The sequence below is a fragment of the Streptomyces sp. NPDC005576 genome (assembly GCF_042871745.1).
GTDB lineage: Bacteria > Actinomycetota > Actinomycetes > Streptomycetales > Streptomycetaceae > Streptomyces.
This window is the reverse complement of sequence record NZ_JBIAJC010000006.1, coordinates 52,692-67,298: the sequence shown is the minus strand read 5'-3', so window position 1 is coordinate 67,298 and position 14,607 is coordinate 52,692. Positions and strand designations below refer to the sequence as shown.

Sequence of the window (14,607 nt, the reverse complement as noted above, 5' to 3'; positions counted from 1 at the left end):
CGCGAGCGGGGCGCGCGGGTGGCCGGGCCGGCCCGTATCCCGGAAACACGCTTCAGCGCAGGCCCCCCTCCAGCACCGCCCGGCCGAGCCGGGTGCGGTGGTGGAGCACCCGTACCCCCTGGCGCTGGGAGAGCAGCAGTCCCGCCTCCCGCAACACGGTGGCGTGCCTGCTGGCGGTCGACGGCGCGAGCCGGAGTGCCGCGGCGAGGTCCATCGTGGTCATCGGGCGGTCCAGTATCCGCAGCAGCTCGGCGCGGGAGGCGCCGATGAGCTGCGCCGCCGGGGCGTCGCCGTCGTGGTGCCGGCGTTCGAGCCAGCCGGGCGCGGGGGAGAGCGGGTGGACGAGGACCGGAGGCAGTTCCTGGTCGGCGAGGGTGATGGGGGAGCGGACGCAGAAGAATGCCGGGAGCAGAGTCAAAGCCCTTCCCCGTAAGGTCAGTTCGCGGTCCAGCGGGTAGGGGGCGCGCAGCTCGCGGTCGCGGTAGCGCCATCCGGGCAGCTCGTCGTACCCGATGAGGAGGCCCTCCGCTCCGTGGGTGAGGACGGCCTCGGCGCGCGCGGTCCGGTCGGCCGTCGCCTGGGCGCGCATCGCCCCGAGGTAGGGCTCGACGGCCACCCGGTGGTAGGCGCGCAGCGCGGAGCCGAGGTGGCGCAGGGCCCGGGGGCACCCGTCGGCCAGAGGGCGTACGGCTGCGGGGACGGGGTGGCCGGTGTGCGCGTAGAGGCGGGTGAGTTCCGCGCGCAGGCGGGGCCGGGGGGTGGTGAGCAGTCGGTCGAGTCCGGTGTCGAGATCGGTGTCCCCGCGGCCGGGCGTCAGGAAGTCCGGGAAGTAGGAGCGGTCCGGGCACAGCCGCATGAGCGCGCGGGTCGCGGGGGCGAGCCCGGCGCGCCGCAGGGCCGCGGTCACCTCGCGGCGCCACGGCCCGAAGGCGAGGGGCGCCCGACGGTTCTGGAGCAGATGCAGGCTCAGCGCGGTTTCCCAGAGCGGGTCCACGTCAGGAGCGAGACGCAGCCGGGTGAGCTCCCGGTGCGTGAACTCCACCCGTAGCACGGCGCACCCCCGGTGATCGCGGGCGTTCGGCGGCACCCGCCCGGCGGAACTCTACGCGCATTGCGGATGTGACGCATGCATGTCAGATGGAACGGTCGCGGTGGCGTCCGGCACGTCACCGCCCTGGTGGCAGAGGCGGAAGGTAGCGGGGCGCCGTCCCGCCGACAAGGGCGCGACGGCCTCCTTCGACCAGGAACGAATGGCTTGCGCCGCACCCCCGCCCGCACCACCGTGGCGTTCAGGTGTCACGTCGTCACCAGGCGTCGGACCGGTATGCCCTGGGCCCGGAAGAGGCGCCGGCCCGGGGCCCGGCCGACCGCCGGGTGCTGATGTCCGTGCCCGTCCGCCCGTCACCACGCTCCCGGCAACACCCTTCCGGGCGTACCCCACCGCCCGCGAGTCCTTCGCCGCCCCACCGAGAAGGAGGCGCACCGTGCGCCGAGACCAGAGACCCACCGCCCTGTCCGGTTCCGTACGCCGCGCGGCGGAGCCCCGCCCCGCCGCGCCCCTCGTCCGCCGCGGGCCCGCCGCCGCCGTCTCCCTGCTGGCCGTCGCCGCGCTCTCGCTCGCCGCCGGTCCGGCGGCGGCCCGCGACGCCGCCCCCGGGGACGCCCCGCTCGGGAGCGTCAGCTGGCGGGCGGACCTGTCCGCGCCCACCGGGGACGAGTCCAACGTCAGCCGCGCCGACGGCACACTGCGCCTGCGCGACCACCACGTACGGCCCGCCTCCGCGCGCTCCCCGCGGGGACAGGGCACGGTCCTCCTGGCCGTGCGCCAACTCGACCGCGCCGTCGACCGGATCACCCCGGACGTCGACGCCTCCCTCCCCGCCGGGTCCCAGGTGGTCGTCGACGTGCGCGGGCAGGACGGGCTGGGCCGGTGGACCGAGTGGCGGGAGGCGAGTGAGGACGCCCCCGCCGTGCTGCCCCGGGCCGTCACCCGGGTGCAGACCCGCCTCGTGCTGGTCGCCGCCCCGGACGGCGCCGCGCCGAGCGTCCGTGCGCTGTCCCTGAGCGCCGAACTCGACCCCGACGGACCCCGGGCCGTCACGGCCGCCGCGTCCCTCACGGCCACGGTGTACGCGACCCGCGAGGGACTGGTGGGCGGCACCACCGCCAACGGTCACGTGATCGTCGCCAACGACCACTTCGTGGCCCTGCCGTCCCGGCGCGGCCTCTCCCCGCAGGGCAGCGGCCAGTACTCGGTCAAGGTCTGCGGCCCCGCGCGCTGCGAGACCGCCCCGGTGTGGGACGTCGGCCCGTGGAACACCCATGACGATTACTGGAACCTGTCCTCCACCCGTGAGTCCTTCAAGGACCTGCCGCAGGGCAAGCCCGAGGCGCAGGCCGCGTACCTGGAGGGGTACAACGGCGGCCTGGACGGATCCGGCCGCAAGGTGCTCAACCCGGCCGGCATCGATCTCGCCGACGGCACGTTCTCCAACATCGGCCTGAACAACAACGGCTACGTCACCGTCGAATACCTGTGGACCGGCGCCGGTGCCGCGACCAAGTCCTTCCCGACCTGGGGCACGGACGTCAACATCCGCCAGCAGGCCACCAGCACCTCCACCCGGGTCGCCCAGCTCGCCGGCCCCACGACGGTACGGGTGCAGTGCCAGGTGCACGGCCAGCTCGTCCAGTCGAACGGATACAGCAACGACGCCTGGTCCTACCTGCCCGACTACGGCGGATACGTCTCCAACATCTACATCGACAACCCCGCCGCCTGGCTCCCCGGCGTCCCGAACTGCTGAGCACGTGGCGGGTGGTGCGGCCCCGGCTGCACCACCCGCCCCCTCCGAGGCCCTCTTCCCAAGGTGCCGGAAGCGGTCCAGAATCATCGCTCCGCGACTCGCGTCCGAGGCGCCGTCGTACAGGGTTCGGCACGGTCCGATATGGAAGGATTCCGCCGGAGAAACGTCACTCGTGGGCGGCGTGCCCCGAGTGCCCGACGCCGGGGGAGGCGTCTTGCCCCGTGCGAACGGACCCGCCATCCGGTCGGTGTCCGGCGGACCGGCGCCACCGGGCGTCGTGCCGGGCGTCGTGGGCCGGGCGTCGCGGGTCGGCCACCGTACGCCGCCCCGGGGCGGAAGCCCACGGGCCGGGGTGGCTGCGGCAGCCTGCCCCGCGCGCCACCTTCGCGCACAGGACCAGGGAGCAGCAGCATGGACTTCGGACTCGTCCTCCAGACCGACCCGCCCGCCTCGTCCGTCGTCGGCCTGATGCGCCGCGCCGAACGCAACGGATTCCGCTACGGCTGGACCTTCGACTCGGCGGTGCTCTGGCAGGAGCCGTTCGTCATCTACAGCCGCATCCTCGAACACACCGAGCGCCTCATCGTCGGCCCGATGGTCACCAACCCCGGCACCCGCACCTGGGAGGTCACCGCCTCCACCTTCGCCACGCTGAACGACATGTACGGCAACCGGACCGTTTGCGGCATCGGCCGGGGCGACTCCGCGATGCGGGTCGCGGGCCGCAGGCCCAACAACCTCGCCCGGCTCGGCGAAGCCATCGACGTCATCCGCGATCTCGCCGAGGGGCGCGAGGCGTCCGTCGACGGGCAGCCGGTCCGCATCCCGTGGGTGAAGGACGGCAGACTGCCGGTGTGGATGGCCGCGTACGGGCCCAAGGCCCTGGCACTCGCCGGGCAGAAGGCGGACGGGTTCATCCTCCAGCTCGCGGACCCGTTCCTCACCGAGTACATGATCAAGGCGGTGCGGACCGCGGCCGAGGAGGCGGGCCGCGACCCGGACTCCGTCACCATCTGCGTCGCCGCCCCGGCCTACGTGGGCGACGACCTCGCCCACGCGCGCGAGCAGTGCCGCTGGTTCGGCGGCATGGTCGGCAACCACGTCGCCGACCTGGTCTCCCGGTACGGCGAGCACTCCGGCCTGGTGCCCGAGGCCCTCACCGCGTACATCGCCGGCCGGTCCGGGTACGACTACAGCCACCACGGCCGCAGCGACAACCCCGACACCGCGTTCGTACCGGACGAGATCGTCGACCGGTTCTGCCTGCTCGGCCCCGCCGAAGCGCACATCGAGAAGCTGCGGGCCCTGCGCGACCTCGGCGTCGACCAGTTCGCCGTCTACAACATGCACGACGCCCGCGAGGCCACCATCGACGCCTACGGGTCGACGGTCATCCCGGCCCTCGCCGGCTGACCCCGCACACCGGCCTCCGCGCACCGGCCTCCCACACCGGCCCCCGCACCGGCCCTGCGTACGTCCCGGCCCCGGCACGCAGCGGGGCCGGGACCGCCCGGAGCAGGCCGTCGGCCAAGGCTTCGGCGCACAGGTACGGGGTCCCTTGTGGAGACCGGACCGGTCACGAGATATCTTGATGTCAAGCAATGTTGCAGACGTGGAGCGGAGCACCCGGTGACTGACTCGACCATCATCTATACGCACACCGACGAGGCCCCTGCCCTGGCGACGTACTCGTTCCTGCCCGTCGTCGAGGCCTACGCCTCGACCGCCGGTGTCACGGTCGAGCGCCGCGACATCTCCCTCGCGGGCCGGATCATCGCCAGCTTCCCGGAGCACCTCACGGCCGACCAGCGTATCGATGACGCGCTTGCCGAGCTGGGCGAGCTGGCCAAGACGCCGGGCGCCAACATCATCAAGCTGCCGAACATCTCGGCCTCGATCCCGCAGCTCAAGGCCGCCGTGGCCGAGCTCCAGGCGCAGGGCTACGCCCTCCCGGACTACCCGGACGACCCGCAGACCGACGAGGACAAGGACGTCCGCGCCCGGTACGACAAGGTCAAGGGCAGCGCGGTCAACCCCGTCCTGCGCGAGGGCAACTCCGACCGCCGCGCCCCCGCGTCGGTCAAGAACTACGCCAAGGCCCACCCGCACCGCATGGGCGCCTGGACGGCCGATTCGAAGACCAACGTCGCCACCATGGGCGTCGACGACTTCCGCTCCACCGAGAAGTCCGCCGTGATCGCCGAGGACGGCTCGCTCCGTATCGAGCTCGTCGGCGACGACGGCTCCACCACCGTGCTGCGCGACTCCGTACCGGTCCTGGCCGGCGAGGTCGTCGACGCCGCGGTCATGCGCGTCGCCGCCCTGCGCGAGTTCTTCACCGCGCAGGTCGCCCGCGCCAAGTCCGAGGGCATCCTCTTCTCGGTGCACCTCAAGGCCACCATGATGAAGGTCTCCGACCCGATCATCTTCGGCCACGTGGTCCGCGCCTTCTTCCCGAACACCTTCGCCAAGTACGGCGACGTGCTCGCGGCGGCCGGCCTGACTCCCAACGACGGCCTCGGCGGCATCCTGAAGGGCCTGGACTCCCTGTCCGAGGGCGGCGCCGAGATCAAGGCGTCCTTCGAGGCCGAGCTCGCCGAGGGCCCGGCCCTCGCGATGGTCGACTCCGACAAGGGCATCACCAACCTGCACGTCCCCAGCGACGTCATCGTCGACGCCTCCATGCCGGCCATGATCCGCACCTCCGGCCACATGTGGGGCCCCGACGGCAACGAGGCCGACACCCTCGCCGTACTGCCCGACAGCAGCTACGCCGGCGTCTACCAGGTCGTCCTCGACGACTGCCGCGCCAACGGCGCCTTCGACCCGTCGACCATGGGCTCCGTGCCGAACGTCGGTCTGATGGCGCAGAAGGCCGAGGAGTACGGCAGCCACGACAAGACCTTCGAGATCCCGGTCACCGGCACCGTGCGCGTGGTCGACGCGTTGGGCGACGTCGTCCTGGAGCAGGCCGTCGGCGCCGGCGACATCTTCCGCATGTGCCAGACCAAGGACCTGCCGATCCAGGACTGGGTCAAGCTGGCCGTCACCCGTGCCCGCGCCACCGGCGTCCCGGCCGTGTTCTGGCTGGACGAGACCCGCGCGCACGACGCCAACCTCATCGCCAAGGTGAAGACCTACCTCGCCGACCACGACACGGACGGCCTCGACATCTCCGTCAAGTCGCCGGAGGATGCCACCGCTTTCTCGCTGGAGCGCATCCGCCGCGGCGAGGACACCATCTCGGTGACCGGCAACGTCCTGCGCGACTACCTCACGGACCTCTTCCCGATCCTGGAGCTGGGCACCAGCGCCAAGATGCTCTCGGTGGTCCCGCTGATGAACGGCGGCGGCCTCTTCGAGACGGGCGCCGGCGGCTCCGCGCCCAAGCACGTCCAGCAGCTCGTCAAGGAGGACTACCTCCGCTGGGACAGCCTCGGCGAGTTCCTCGCCCTGGCCGTCAGCTTCGAGCACCTCGCGCAGACCACCGGCAACGCCCGCGCCCAGGTCCTCGCCGACACCCTGGACCGCGCCACCGGCACGTTCCTGAACGAGGACAAGTCCCCGAGCCGCAAGCTCGGTGGCATCGACAACCGCGGCAGCCACTTCTTCCTGTCGCTCTACTGGGCGCAGGAGCTGGCCGCGCAGACCGACGACACCCAGCTCGCCGAGGCGTTCGCACCGCTGGCCAAGACCCTCACCGAGCAGGCGGACACCATCGTCGCCGAGCTGAACGCGGTGCAGGGCTCCCCGGTCGACATCGGCGGCTACTACCAGCCCGACCCGGAGAAGGCCGCCGCCGTCATGCGCCCGTCGGCGACCTTCAACCAGGCGATCGCGACCCTCGCCTGATCCGGCTGCCCGGGTGAGTGCGCGCGCCTGAGCGCACGTACCGCCCGCGCTTCCACGCCACCGCCCCGGCCGGGGAACACCCGGCCGGGGCGGTGGCGTTTCCGGCATTCCCGCAACACAGCCGCCACCTTTCGCGCGGCCCCGCCTGCCAGAATGAGCACGGCTCCACCGCCCGGCGGGAGCCGCCGCGAACGACGGAGGAACCCGTGCCGCCCACCCCGAAGCCGCTGCGCAAGCTCGGGTTCCTCACGATCGGCCTCTTCGACGGCGCGGACCCGCGCCCCGGCCACGAGTCGACCCTGCGCATCATCGAGCTGGGTGAGCGACTCGGCTTCGACAGCGCCTGGGTGCGGCACCGCCACCTCCAGTACGGCATCTCCTCACCGATCGCCGTCCTGGCGGCGGCCACCCAGCGCACCAGCCGCATCCACCTCGGCACCGCCGTCATCCCGCTCGGCTGGGAGAACCCCCTCCGTCTCGCCGAGGACCTGGCGACCGTGGACGTCCTCTCCGGGGGCCGTCTGGAGCCGGGCGTCAGCGTGGGGCCGCCCATGCACTTCGACCGGGTCAAGGACGCGCTCTACCCGGACACGGCGGCCGACGAGGACTTCGGCCACGACCGGGTGCGCCGGCTGCTCGGCCTCGTACGCGGCGAACGGGTCACCCCCTTCAGCGGCACCGAGGGCATCGAGGTGTTCTCCGACCGCGTCGAACCGCACTCCCGGGGCCTCGGCGACCGCATGTGGTACGGCGCGGGCAGCCTCCGGTCCGCCCGGTGGGCGGGCGAGAACGGCATGAACCTGCTGACGAGCAGCGTGGTGAAGGCGGAAGAAGCCACCGGATCACCGGACTTCGCCGAGATCCAGCTGTCGCACATCCGCACCTTCCGCGCCCACCACCCCGACGGCGACGAAGCCCGTGTCTCCCAGGGGCTCGTGGTCATCCCCACCGACTCAGCCACCCCCGCGCAACGCGCCAGGTACGAGGAGTACGCCCGCAGCCGGGCGCCCCGCACCACCGCCCCGCAGGGACCCGCGCGCATGATGTTCGCCCCCGACCTGGTCGGCACCTCGGAGCAGCTCGCCGAACGCCTCCGGGCCGACGTCGCGTTCCAGGAGGTGGACGAGGTCGCGTTCGCGCTGCCGTTCAGCTTCGAGCACGAGGACTACGTCCAGATCCTCCACGACATGGCGACCTTCCTCGGACCGGCCCTGGGATGGAAGCCCGCGGAGTGAGACGGTACGGCGACGTCCGTGCGGCGCGCCGCCCACGGACGACCGTCACCAGCTCGTCCGCAACAGGTGGTTGACGAGGAGCGCCAGCACCACCTGGGCGCCGAGCCAGCCGCGCCGGTGGCCGCCGGGCAGCGCGGCGGCGGCGGGCAGCAGCCAGAGGACGAAGGGCAGCCAGATGCGCTCCGTCTCCGCCTTGCTCATCCCCGACAGGTCGGCCGCCACGACGGCCAGCCCCGCCACCAGGGTGAGCACGGCCAGCCGCTGCGCCCCGGCGAGCGGCAGGCCCGTCCGCAGCGCCCGTACGGCCCCGGGTGCGGCGACCGCCGACCTGCGCAGCCCGGCCACCGTGGCCAGTCCGGCCGGGACGGTGACGGCGGCGAGGTTGGCCCAGACCCAGTAGCCGTACGGCCGCTTGCCGCCCACTCCCTGGTGGTAGCGCTCGACCAGCAGCGGATACGCGTCCCACCAGTGGAAGCCCGCCAGCGTGAACAGGGCCGGCACCACCAGCGATCCGGCGGCGAAGGCGGGCAGCGGGCGGGCGGTGCGGGCGAGCACGAGGACGGTCGCGAGCAGCAGGCCGGTCAGCGGAAGCCCGTAACTCAGGTAGCAGACCAGTCCGAAGAGCAGGCCGGACCCGGCCGCCGCCGGTCCCGGAAGGCGGGTCGTGCGGGTCGCCGACACCGCCAGCAGTGCCATCGACCAGCCGACGACCGCCGCGAACGCGGCATCGGCCGAGACGCCCGCCCAGATCGCCCCCGGTGCGAGGACGAGGAACGGCGCCGCCCTGCGCGCGGACTCCTCGCCGACGAGCACCCGCAGGGTGACCAGAGCGGCGGCGGCGGCGGTCGCCGCGACCACGACGCAGAAGACCGCCGCACACACGGCCCCGCCGAGACCGATCCGGTCCAGGAGCACGAACGGCAGGGTCGCGCCGGGCGGATGCCCGGCCACATGGGTGGGCCAGTTGCCCGGCCGGCCCATCACGATGTGGTCCTCGAAGGTGCGCAGGGCGGCGCCGATGTCGTGGAACCCGGCGACACCGGCGAGGTATTCGTGACGGCTGGTCAGCTTGAGGGCGAATCCGCTCCGCCAGCCGTCGATCATCGCGAGCGAGAAGATCCACGCCGCCGAGACCGTCCAGGACAGGGCGAGCAGCCCGCGCCACCGCGTCGTCACGGCCACCCGGGGGCCGAGGGCGACCGCGAGCACGGCCAGGGCGAGCGCCGCCGGTGTGCCCGGCCCGACGTGCGGGTCCCACGACGCGATCAGGGGCGGCCACCCCGCGTACAGGCCGCCGTCGCCGTTCACCGCCCGGCCGACGAGCACCGCCACCGCCACCAGCACCGCCCCGCAGGCGGCGGCGGCCAGATCCCGGCGTCCGCCACGGTCCACGGCACCCGGACGGCCCGGGGCTCTCGTTCCTCCGGCGCGTCCGGCGCGCTCCTCGGTCCTCACCCCGGCACGCTAAGCCTCCGGTGGGCGTATCCCCCGGCCGACGGGGCCGCCGTACGCGCTCCCGGGCATTCGGGCCACTCGACGGAGTGACCCGGCCCGCACGCCGTCAGGCGCGTCCCCGGGTGGACGGGGTCCGCGCCCTACCGTCGCACCATGGGAGACCTCGCGCGACGCCTCTTCGCACTTCCCGGACCGACGCGGCCCGACTTCTGGCGCAGCCCCCTGCGGGGCGCGCGGTTCACGGCCGTACTCGGCGTGGTCCTCCTCGTCGGGCTGACCCTGGTGGCGGTCACCGGGCTCCTCTCGTACGCCGCGTACAACCCGGACCTCGCGCCCGTCAACGACAAGACACCGGACAAAGGACTGCTCGGCTTCTACCTGTTCGCCTGGCCGACCGACCCGCACTGGCTCTACCGGCTCACCCAGGGCGTCCACGTCACCCTCGGCACCGTGCTGGTCCCGGTGCTCCTCGCCAAACTCTGGTCGGTGATCCCCCGGCTCTTCGCGCTTCCGCCGGTCCGCTCCGCCGGGCACGCGCTGGAACGGCTCTCCCTGGTGCTGCTGGTCGGCGGCGCGCTGTTCCAGTTCGTCACCGGGCTCCTCAACATCCAGCTGGAGTACGTCTTCCCGGGGTCCTTCTACCGGCTGCACTTCTACGGAGCGTGGGTCTTCCTCGCCGGCTTCCTCAGCCACACCGCGCTCAAACTCCCGCAGGCGGCACGGGTCCTGCGCCACGGGCTCCCGGCGGGGGAGCAGGACTCCCTGGCCGCGCCGGCCCCCGCCCCGCCGACGCTCTCCCGGCGCGGCGCGTTCGCCATGGTGGGCGCCGGGTCGCTGGTCCTCCTCGCCACCACGGCCGGCCGCAGCTCCGACGTGCTCCGCCCCACCGCCCTGCTCACCCCGCACGGGGTCGAGGACCCGGGGACCGGACCGGTCGGCTTCCAGCTCAACAAGACCGCCGCCTCCGTGCACATCCGCCCCGCCGACACCGGACCGGCCTGGCGCCTGACCGTACGCGGCCCTGCCGGCACCTTCCGCTTCACCCGGGCCGAATTGCTCGCGATGGACCAGCGGAGTGCGGCGCTCCCCATCGCCTGCGTGGAGGGCTGGTCCACCTCCGACCAGTGGTGGCGCGGGGTGCTGTTGCGGGACCTGGCGGCGATCGCCGGGTTCCCGGACCGGCCCCCCGGCGTACTCGTGGAGTCCGTACAGCGCGCCGGCTCCTTCCGCGCGGCCGCCCTGCGCGAGAACCAGGTGCGCGACGGCCGCTCCCTGCTCGCCCTGGAGGTCAACGGCGAGACCCTGTCGGCCGACCACGGCTACCCGGCGCGGGTCATCGTGCCGGCCGCCCCCGGCGTGATGAACACCAAGTGGGTCGGCGCCCTGACCTTCGGCGCCCTGTGACCGGCCGGGAGCGGGACACGGACGGAGCGGGGAGCACGGACGGAGCGGGGAGCACGGACGGGGGAGGGAACGCGGCGGCGGGTCCGCGCGCCCGGTCGCGCGTCCCCGCCCTCTTCCGACGCCGGTACGGCGAGGGGCCACTCCACCTGCTGCTCCTGGCCGCGAGCTTCGCCCTGACCGGGTACGCCGGGGTCCGGCTCCTGCACGGCGACACCCTCCGGATCCTGCTCTGGTTCGCCGGTGCCGCGGTGGTGCACGATCTCGTCCTGCTGCCGGTGTACTCGACGGCCGACCGCGCCCTGCGCGTGGCGCTGGGGACGCGGCCGGGCCCGGGCGGTGACCGGCGCCGCTCGGTCGACTTCGTACGCGTACCGGCCTTTCTCTCCCTGCTGCTCCTGCTGGTCCAGTTCCCGCTGATCGCGCGGCTCTCCGAACGGTACGAGCCCTACACCGGGCTCTCCGTCGACGTCTTCCTCGGCAACTGGCTCCTCGTCACCGGGGTCCTCTTCGCCGTCTCCGCGCTCTGGTTCGTCCTCTCCGTCCGCCGCCGGAGCGGCCGCGCGCCGAGGCGGCGCAACGAGACGAAGGGCCGTCCGTCGGACTCCCACTGATCGGCCACCCCCCAGCCCTGCCGACGGGCGTGGCGCAGCAGGGCCGGAGTCCCCAGCCGGGCCCACGGGAACGGCGCGGGCGGGGGTCCGGGGTGCGCGGATGCGGAGATGCCGGCCGCGTCGGTGCTCCCGTCATGGAGATGGACCTCGGACCGTTCGTCCAGATCGAGCGGGTGGGTCTCCACGATGAGGAGGCCGCCGGGGGCGAGCAGCGCCGCCACGCGCTCCAGCAGCACGGACGGATCGCCGCCGATACCGATGTTGCCGTCGGCCAGCAGCACCGTTCCCCACCGGCCCTCGCCCGGCAGCGGGTCGAACACACTCCGCCGCAGGGCCCACCCGCCGAGACCGCGGGTACGGGCCACCGCGGCCTCGCTCACGTCGATGCCGAGCGCCCGGTACCCGCGCCGGCTCAGCGCCGCCACCAGCCGGCCCGGTCCGCAGCCGATGTCGAGCACGGGGCCCTCGCAGCGGCGCAGCGCCGACAGGTCGGCGTCGTCGGCGCCCAGACACCAGCGCTCCACGTCCAGCGGCATCAGCAGGCCGTCCGTCCGCCGGAGGAAGAGCGGTCCGCGGCCGGAGCGGAGGGCGTTCGCGTACGGGTCGGCGGCCCAGGAGACGTTGCTCGCGGTGTGGGAGGTGCTCACAGGGCCGCCGCCCTGTCGTTCAGCCGGCCCAGGGTCGCGGCGAACCGGCCGTGCGGCGCGAGGCCGGCGACCCGTACCGCGTCCTCGGCGGTGTCCACGTCGCGCAGGCGCGGCAGCTCACGGACCGTCAGCCCGGCGTCCAGCAGCCGCGCGCGCTGCACCGCGCCCGTCCCGGGTACGGACATGGGGACCCCGCGCAGCAGCCCGGGGTCGGGCGAGGCGAGCCCGAGGGCCCAGAACCCGCCGTCCTCCGCCTCGCCGAACCAGGCGTCGCAGTGGTCCCACCCGTCCGGCGCCAGGGCGGGCGCCAGATGGGGCGCTCCGAGCTGCGGAGTGTCCATGCCGATGAGGAGCGCCGGGCCGTCGCAGCCGCCGAACGCCCCGGCGAGACGTTCGTCCAGTCCGCCGGAGCACTGCGGTACGACCTCGAAGCCCTCGGGGAGCCAGGGACCGGGCGCGCCTTCCAGCACGAGGACCCGGCGCGCGGCCGGCAGCGAGAGCACGGTCAGCAGGGTGTCCGAGAGGGACGCGGCGGCGAGTTCCGCCGCCTCCCCGGGGCTGAACGGCGGGGTGAGCCTGGTCTTGACGCGACCGGGAACCGGTTCCTTCGCGATGACCAGCAGGGTGGTGGGGCCGGAGGGGGTCATCGACAGGACTCCGTCCGCGCGGCGGTGCGCGCGAGCGGCGGTTCCCGCAGCACCGCCCGCATGTCGAGGACCGCGTGCCAGGTGCCCCGCCAGGTCCCGGTGACCTTGGACCTGCCGGTACGGGGGCGGTACGGGACGTCGGCCTCGGCGATCCTGAGCCCGGCGTCGGAGGCCCGCACCACCATCTGGAGCGGGTATCCGCTGCGGCGGTCGGTGAGGTCGAGGGCCAGCAGGTCCGCCCGGCGTCCCGCGCGCAGCGGGCCGAGGTCCCGCAGCCGCAGTCCCGTGCGGCGCCGCAGCATCACGGCGAGCGCCACGTTGGCGACCCGGGCGTGCAGCGGCCAGGCGCCGCGCCCCTCGGGGCGGCGGCGCCCCAGCACGAGGTCGCAGTCGCCCGAGGCGACCCGCCCGACGAACGAGGGCAGCAGGCCCGGGTCGAGTGAGTCGTCGCAGTCGCAGAAGCAGACGAACTCCGCCTCGGCGGCGGCGAGTCCCGCATGGCACGCGGACCCGAAACCGCGTCGCGGCTCGTGCACCACGGTGGCGCCCAGCGAACGCGCCACCTCCGCCGAGCCGTCGGTCGAACCGTTGTCGACGACGATCGCGCGCCAGCCCGCGGGGATGCGGGCCAGCACCCGGGGGAGGGCGGCGGCCTCGTCCAGGCAGGGCAGCACCACGTCGACGGGGAACGGAGTGGTGGAAGGGGCGTGGGTCGGGGTGGTCGAGGTATCGGTCACCCGGCTCACCCTATGAAGACAGATCGGGCATGTGACTGCATATGGGCCACGCGAAACGGTGACGTCGATCGGGTGGCCCTCCCGTACCAGCCGCCCGTACCGATCTGTCCCTCCGTCAGGCGTCCGCGAGACGGGCGACGCCCGGGGGTGCGGACGCCCCTCCCCGCTGCGGCGCGGCCGCGAACTCCCGCATGCCCTCGGCGAACGCCACCCGCGGCAGCCAGCCCAGTTCCGCGCGCAGCCGCCGGGAGTCCGCCGTCACGTGGCGTACGTCCCCGAGCCGGAACTCCCCGGTGACGACGGGCGGCGGCCCGCCGTACGCGGAGGCGAGCGCCGTCGCCATCTCCCCGATGGTGTGCGGCTCCCCGCTGCCGGTGTTGTACGCGGCGAGGACCCCTGGGGCCCGCTGCGGCAGGGCGGTCAGCGCGGCCACCGCCGCGGCGGCGACATCGGTCACGTGCACGAAATCGCGTCGCTGCCCACCGTCCTCGAAGACCCGGGGCGCCTCTCCGCGTGCCAGCGCGGAGCGGAAGAGCGAGGCGACCCCGGCGTACGGGGTGTCGCGCGGCATCCCCGGCCCGTACACGTTGTGGTAGCGGAGCGACACCGCCCGGCCGTCCGTCGCCCGCGCCCACGCGGCGGCGAGGTGCTCCTGGGCGAGCTTGCTGGCGGCGTAGACGTTCCGGGGGTCCGCCGGAGCGTCCTCGGGGACCAGGCCGGGCACGAGGTCCGCACCGCAGGACGGACAGCGGGGCTCGAAACGGCCCGCCTCCAGATCCCGCCGGGCACGCGGCCCCGGCCGGACGGGCCCGTGCCGCAGGCAGTCGTACCTCCCCTCGCCGTACACGACCATCGACCCGGCCAGCACCAGATCCCGGACCCCGGCCGCCGCCATCCCGGCGAGCAGTACCGCCGTACCCAGGTCGTTGCAGCCGACGTAGAGCGGTGCGTCGGCGAAGTCCTTGCCCAGTCCCACCATCGCCGCCTGGTGGCAGACCGCGTCGACCCCCGCCAGTGCGTCGGCCACGGCCACGGGGTCCCGCACATCCGCGACGATCAGCCGCTCGTACGGCCCTTCCGGCGCCGTTCCCGCAGGATGGGCGGAGGGCAGCAACGCGTCGATCACCACCGCCCGGTGCCCGGCCGCGACCAGGGCCCTGGTGATGTGCGACCCGATGAACCCTGCTCCGCCTGTGACGAGTACCCGCATGG

At 73.9% G+C, this 14,607-nt stretch carries 11 protein-coding genes; 5 read left to right on the top strand and 6 right to left on the bottom strand.

Translation table 11 applies throughout. The features are described from left to right. Positions 1-52: 52 nt before the first annotated feature. The gene (locus ACFYPN_RS12290; RefSeq protein WP_358756485.1) at positions 53-1,042 is read right to left on the bottom strand and encodes a helix-turn-helix domain-containing protein; all 990 of its coding nucleotides are present in this window, start codon (positions 1,040-1,042) and stop codon (positions 53-55) included. Positions 1,043-1,484: 442 nt separating this feature from the next. Between ACFYPN_RS12290 and ACFYPN_RS12285 the strand changes: the two genes are divergently transcribed. The 4 genes from ACFYPN_RS12285 (at position 1,485) to ACFYPN_RS12270 (ending at position 7,894) form a co-directional block, all read left to right on the top strand. Next, positions 1,485-2,807 carry a hypothetical protein gene (locus ACFYPN_RS12285; protein WP_358756487.1) on the top strand — a complete coding sequence of 441 codons (1,323 nt, stop codon included), beginning with the start codon at positions 1,485-1,487 and terminating at the stop codon, positions 2,805-2,807. A 411-nt stretch (positions 2,808-3,218) separates the two neighbouring features. Further along, on the top strand, positions 3,219-4,220 hold the full coding sequence (locus ACFYPN_RS12280) for a TIGR03842 family LLM class F420-dependent oxidoreductase (protein ID WP_358756489.1): 1,002 nt from the start codon (positions 3,219-3,221) through the stop codon (positions 4,218-4,220). Positions 4,221-4,436: 216 nt separating this feature from the next. Next, positions 4,437-6,659, top strand: a complete 2,223-nt coding sequence (locus tag ACFYPN_RS12275; protein WP_358756491.1) for an NADP-dependent isocitrate dehydrogenase — start codon at positions 4,437-4,439, stop codon at positions 6,657-6,659. A 206-nt stretch (positions 6,660-6,865) separates the two neighbouring features. Further along, positions 6,866-7,894 (top strand): LLM class flavin-dependent oxidoreductase, encoded by a 1,029-nt coding sequence (locus tag ACFYPN_RS12270; protein WP_358763116.1) that lies wholly within the window; start codon positions 6,866-6,868, stop codon positions 7,892-7,894. A gap of 45 nt (positions 7,895-7,939) precedes the next feature. Here ACFYPN_RS12270 and ACFYPN_RS12265 read toward each other — a convergent pair whose 3' ends face one another. Then, the gene (locus ACFYPN_RS12265; protein WP_389297988.1) at positions 7,940-9,349 is read right to left on the bottom strand and encodes a hypothetical protein; all 1,410 of its coding nucleotides are present in this window, start codon (positions 9,347-9,349) and stop codon (positions 7,940-7,942) included. 153 nt (positions 9,350-9,502) lie between these two features. Here ACFYPN_RS12265 and ACFYPN_RS12260 point away from each other — a divergent pair, with 153 nt between their 5' ends. Beyond that, on the top strand, positions 9,503-10,753 hold the full coding sequence (locus ACFYPN_RS12260; RefSeq protein ID WP_358763115.1) for a molybdopterin-dependent oxidoreductase: 1,251 nt from the start codon (positions 9,503-9,505) through the stop codon (positions 10,751-10,753). A 445-nt stretch (positions 10,754-11,198) separates the two neighbouring features. Here ACFYPN_RS12260 and ACFYPN_RS12255 read toward each other — a convergent pair whose 3' ends face one another. From ACFYPN_RS12255 to ACFYPN_RS12240, 4 genes are all read right to left on the bottom strand, one after another. After that, the gene (locus tag ACFYPN_RS12255; protein ID WP_358763114.1) at positions 11,199-12,011 is read right to left on the bottom strand and encodes a methyltransferase domain-containing protein; all 813 of its coding nucleotides are present in this window, start codon (positions 12,009-12,011) and stop codon (positions 11,199-11,201) included. After that, the gene (locus ACFYPN_RS12250; protein ID WP_358763113.1) at positions 12,008-12,658 is read right to left on the bottom strand and encodes a DUF2064 domain-containing protein; all 651 of its coding nucleotides are present in this window, start codon (positions 12,656-12,658) and stop codon (positions 12,008-12,010) included. The genes ACFYPN_RS12255 and ACFYPN_RS12250 overlap by 4 nt, the downstream gene beginning before the upstream one ends. Further along, a complete protein-coding gene (locus tag ACFYPN_RS12245; RefSeq protein WP_358763112.1) occupies positions 12,655-13,395 on the bottom strand; it encodes a glycosyltransferase family 2 protein in 741 nt (246 codons plus the stop codon). The genes ACFYPN_RS12250 and ACFYPN_RS12245 overlap by 4 nt, the downstream gene beginning before the upstream one ends. 115 nt (positions 13,396-13,510) lie before the next feature. Beyond that, positions 13,511-14,605, bottom strand: a complete 1,095-nt coding sequence (locus tag ACFYPN_RS12240) for an NAD-dependent epimerase/dehydratase family protein (RefSeq protein WP_358763111.1) — start codon at positions 14,603-14,605, stop codon at positions 13,511-13,513. Positions 14,606-14,607 lie beyond the last annotated feature (2 nt).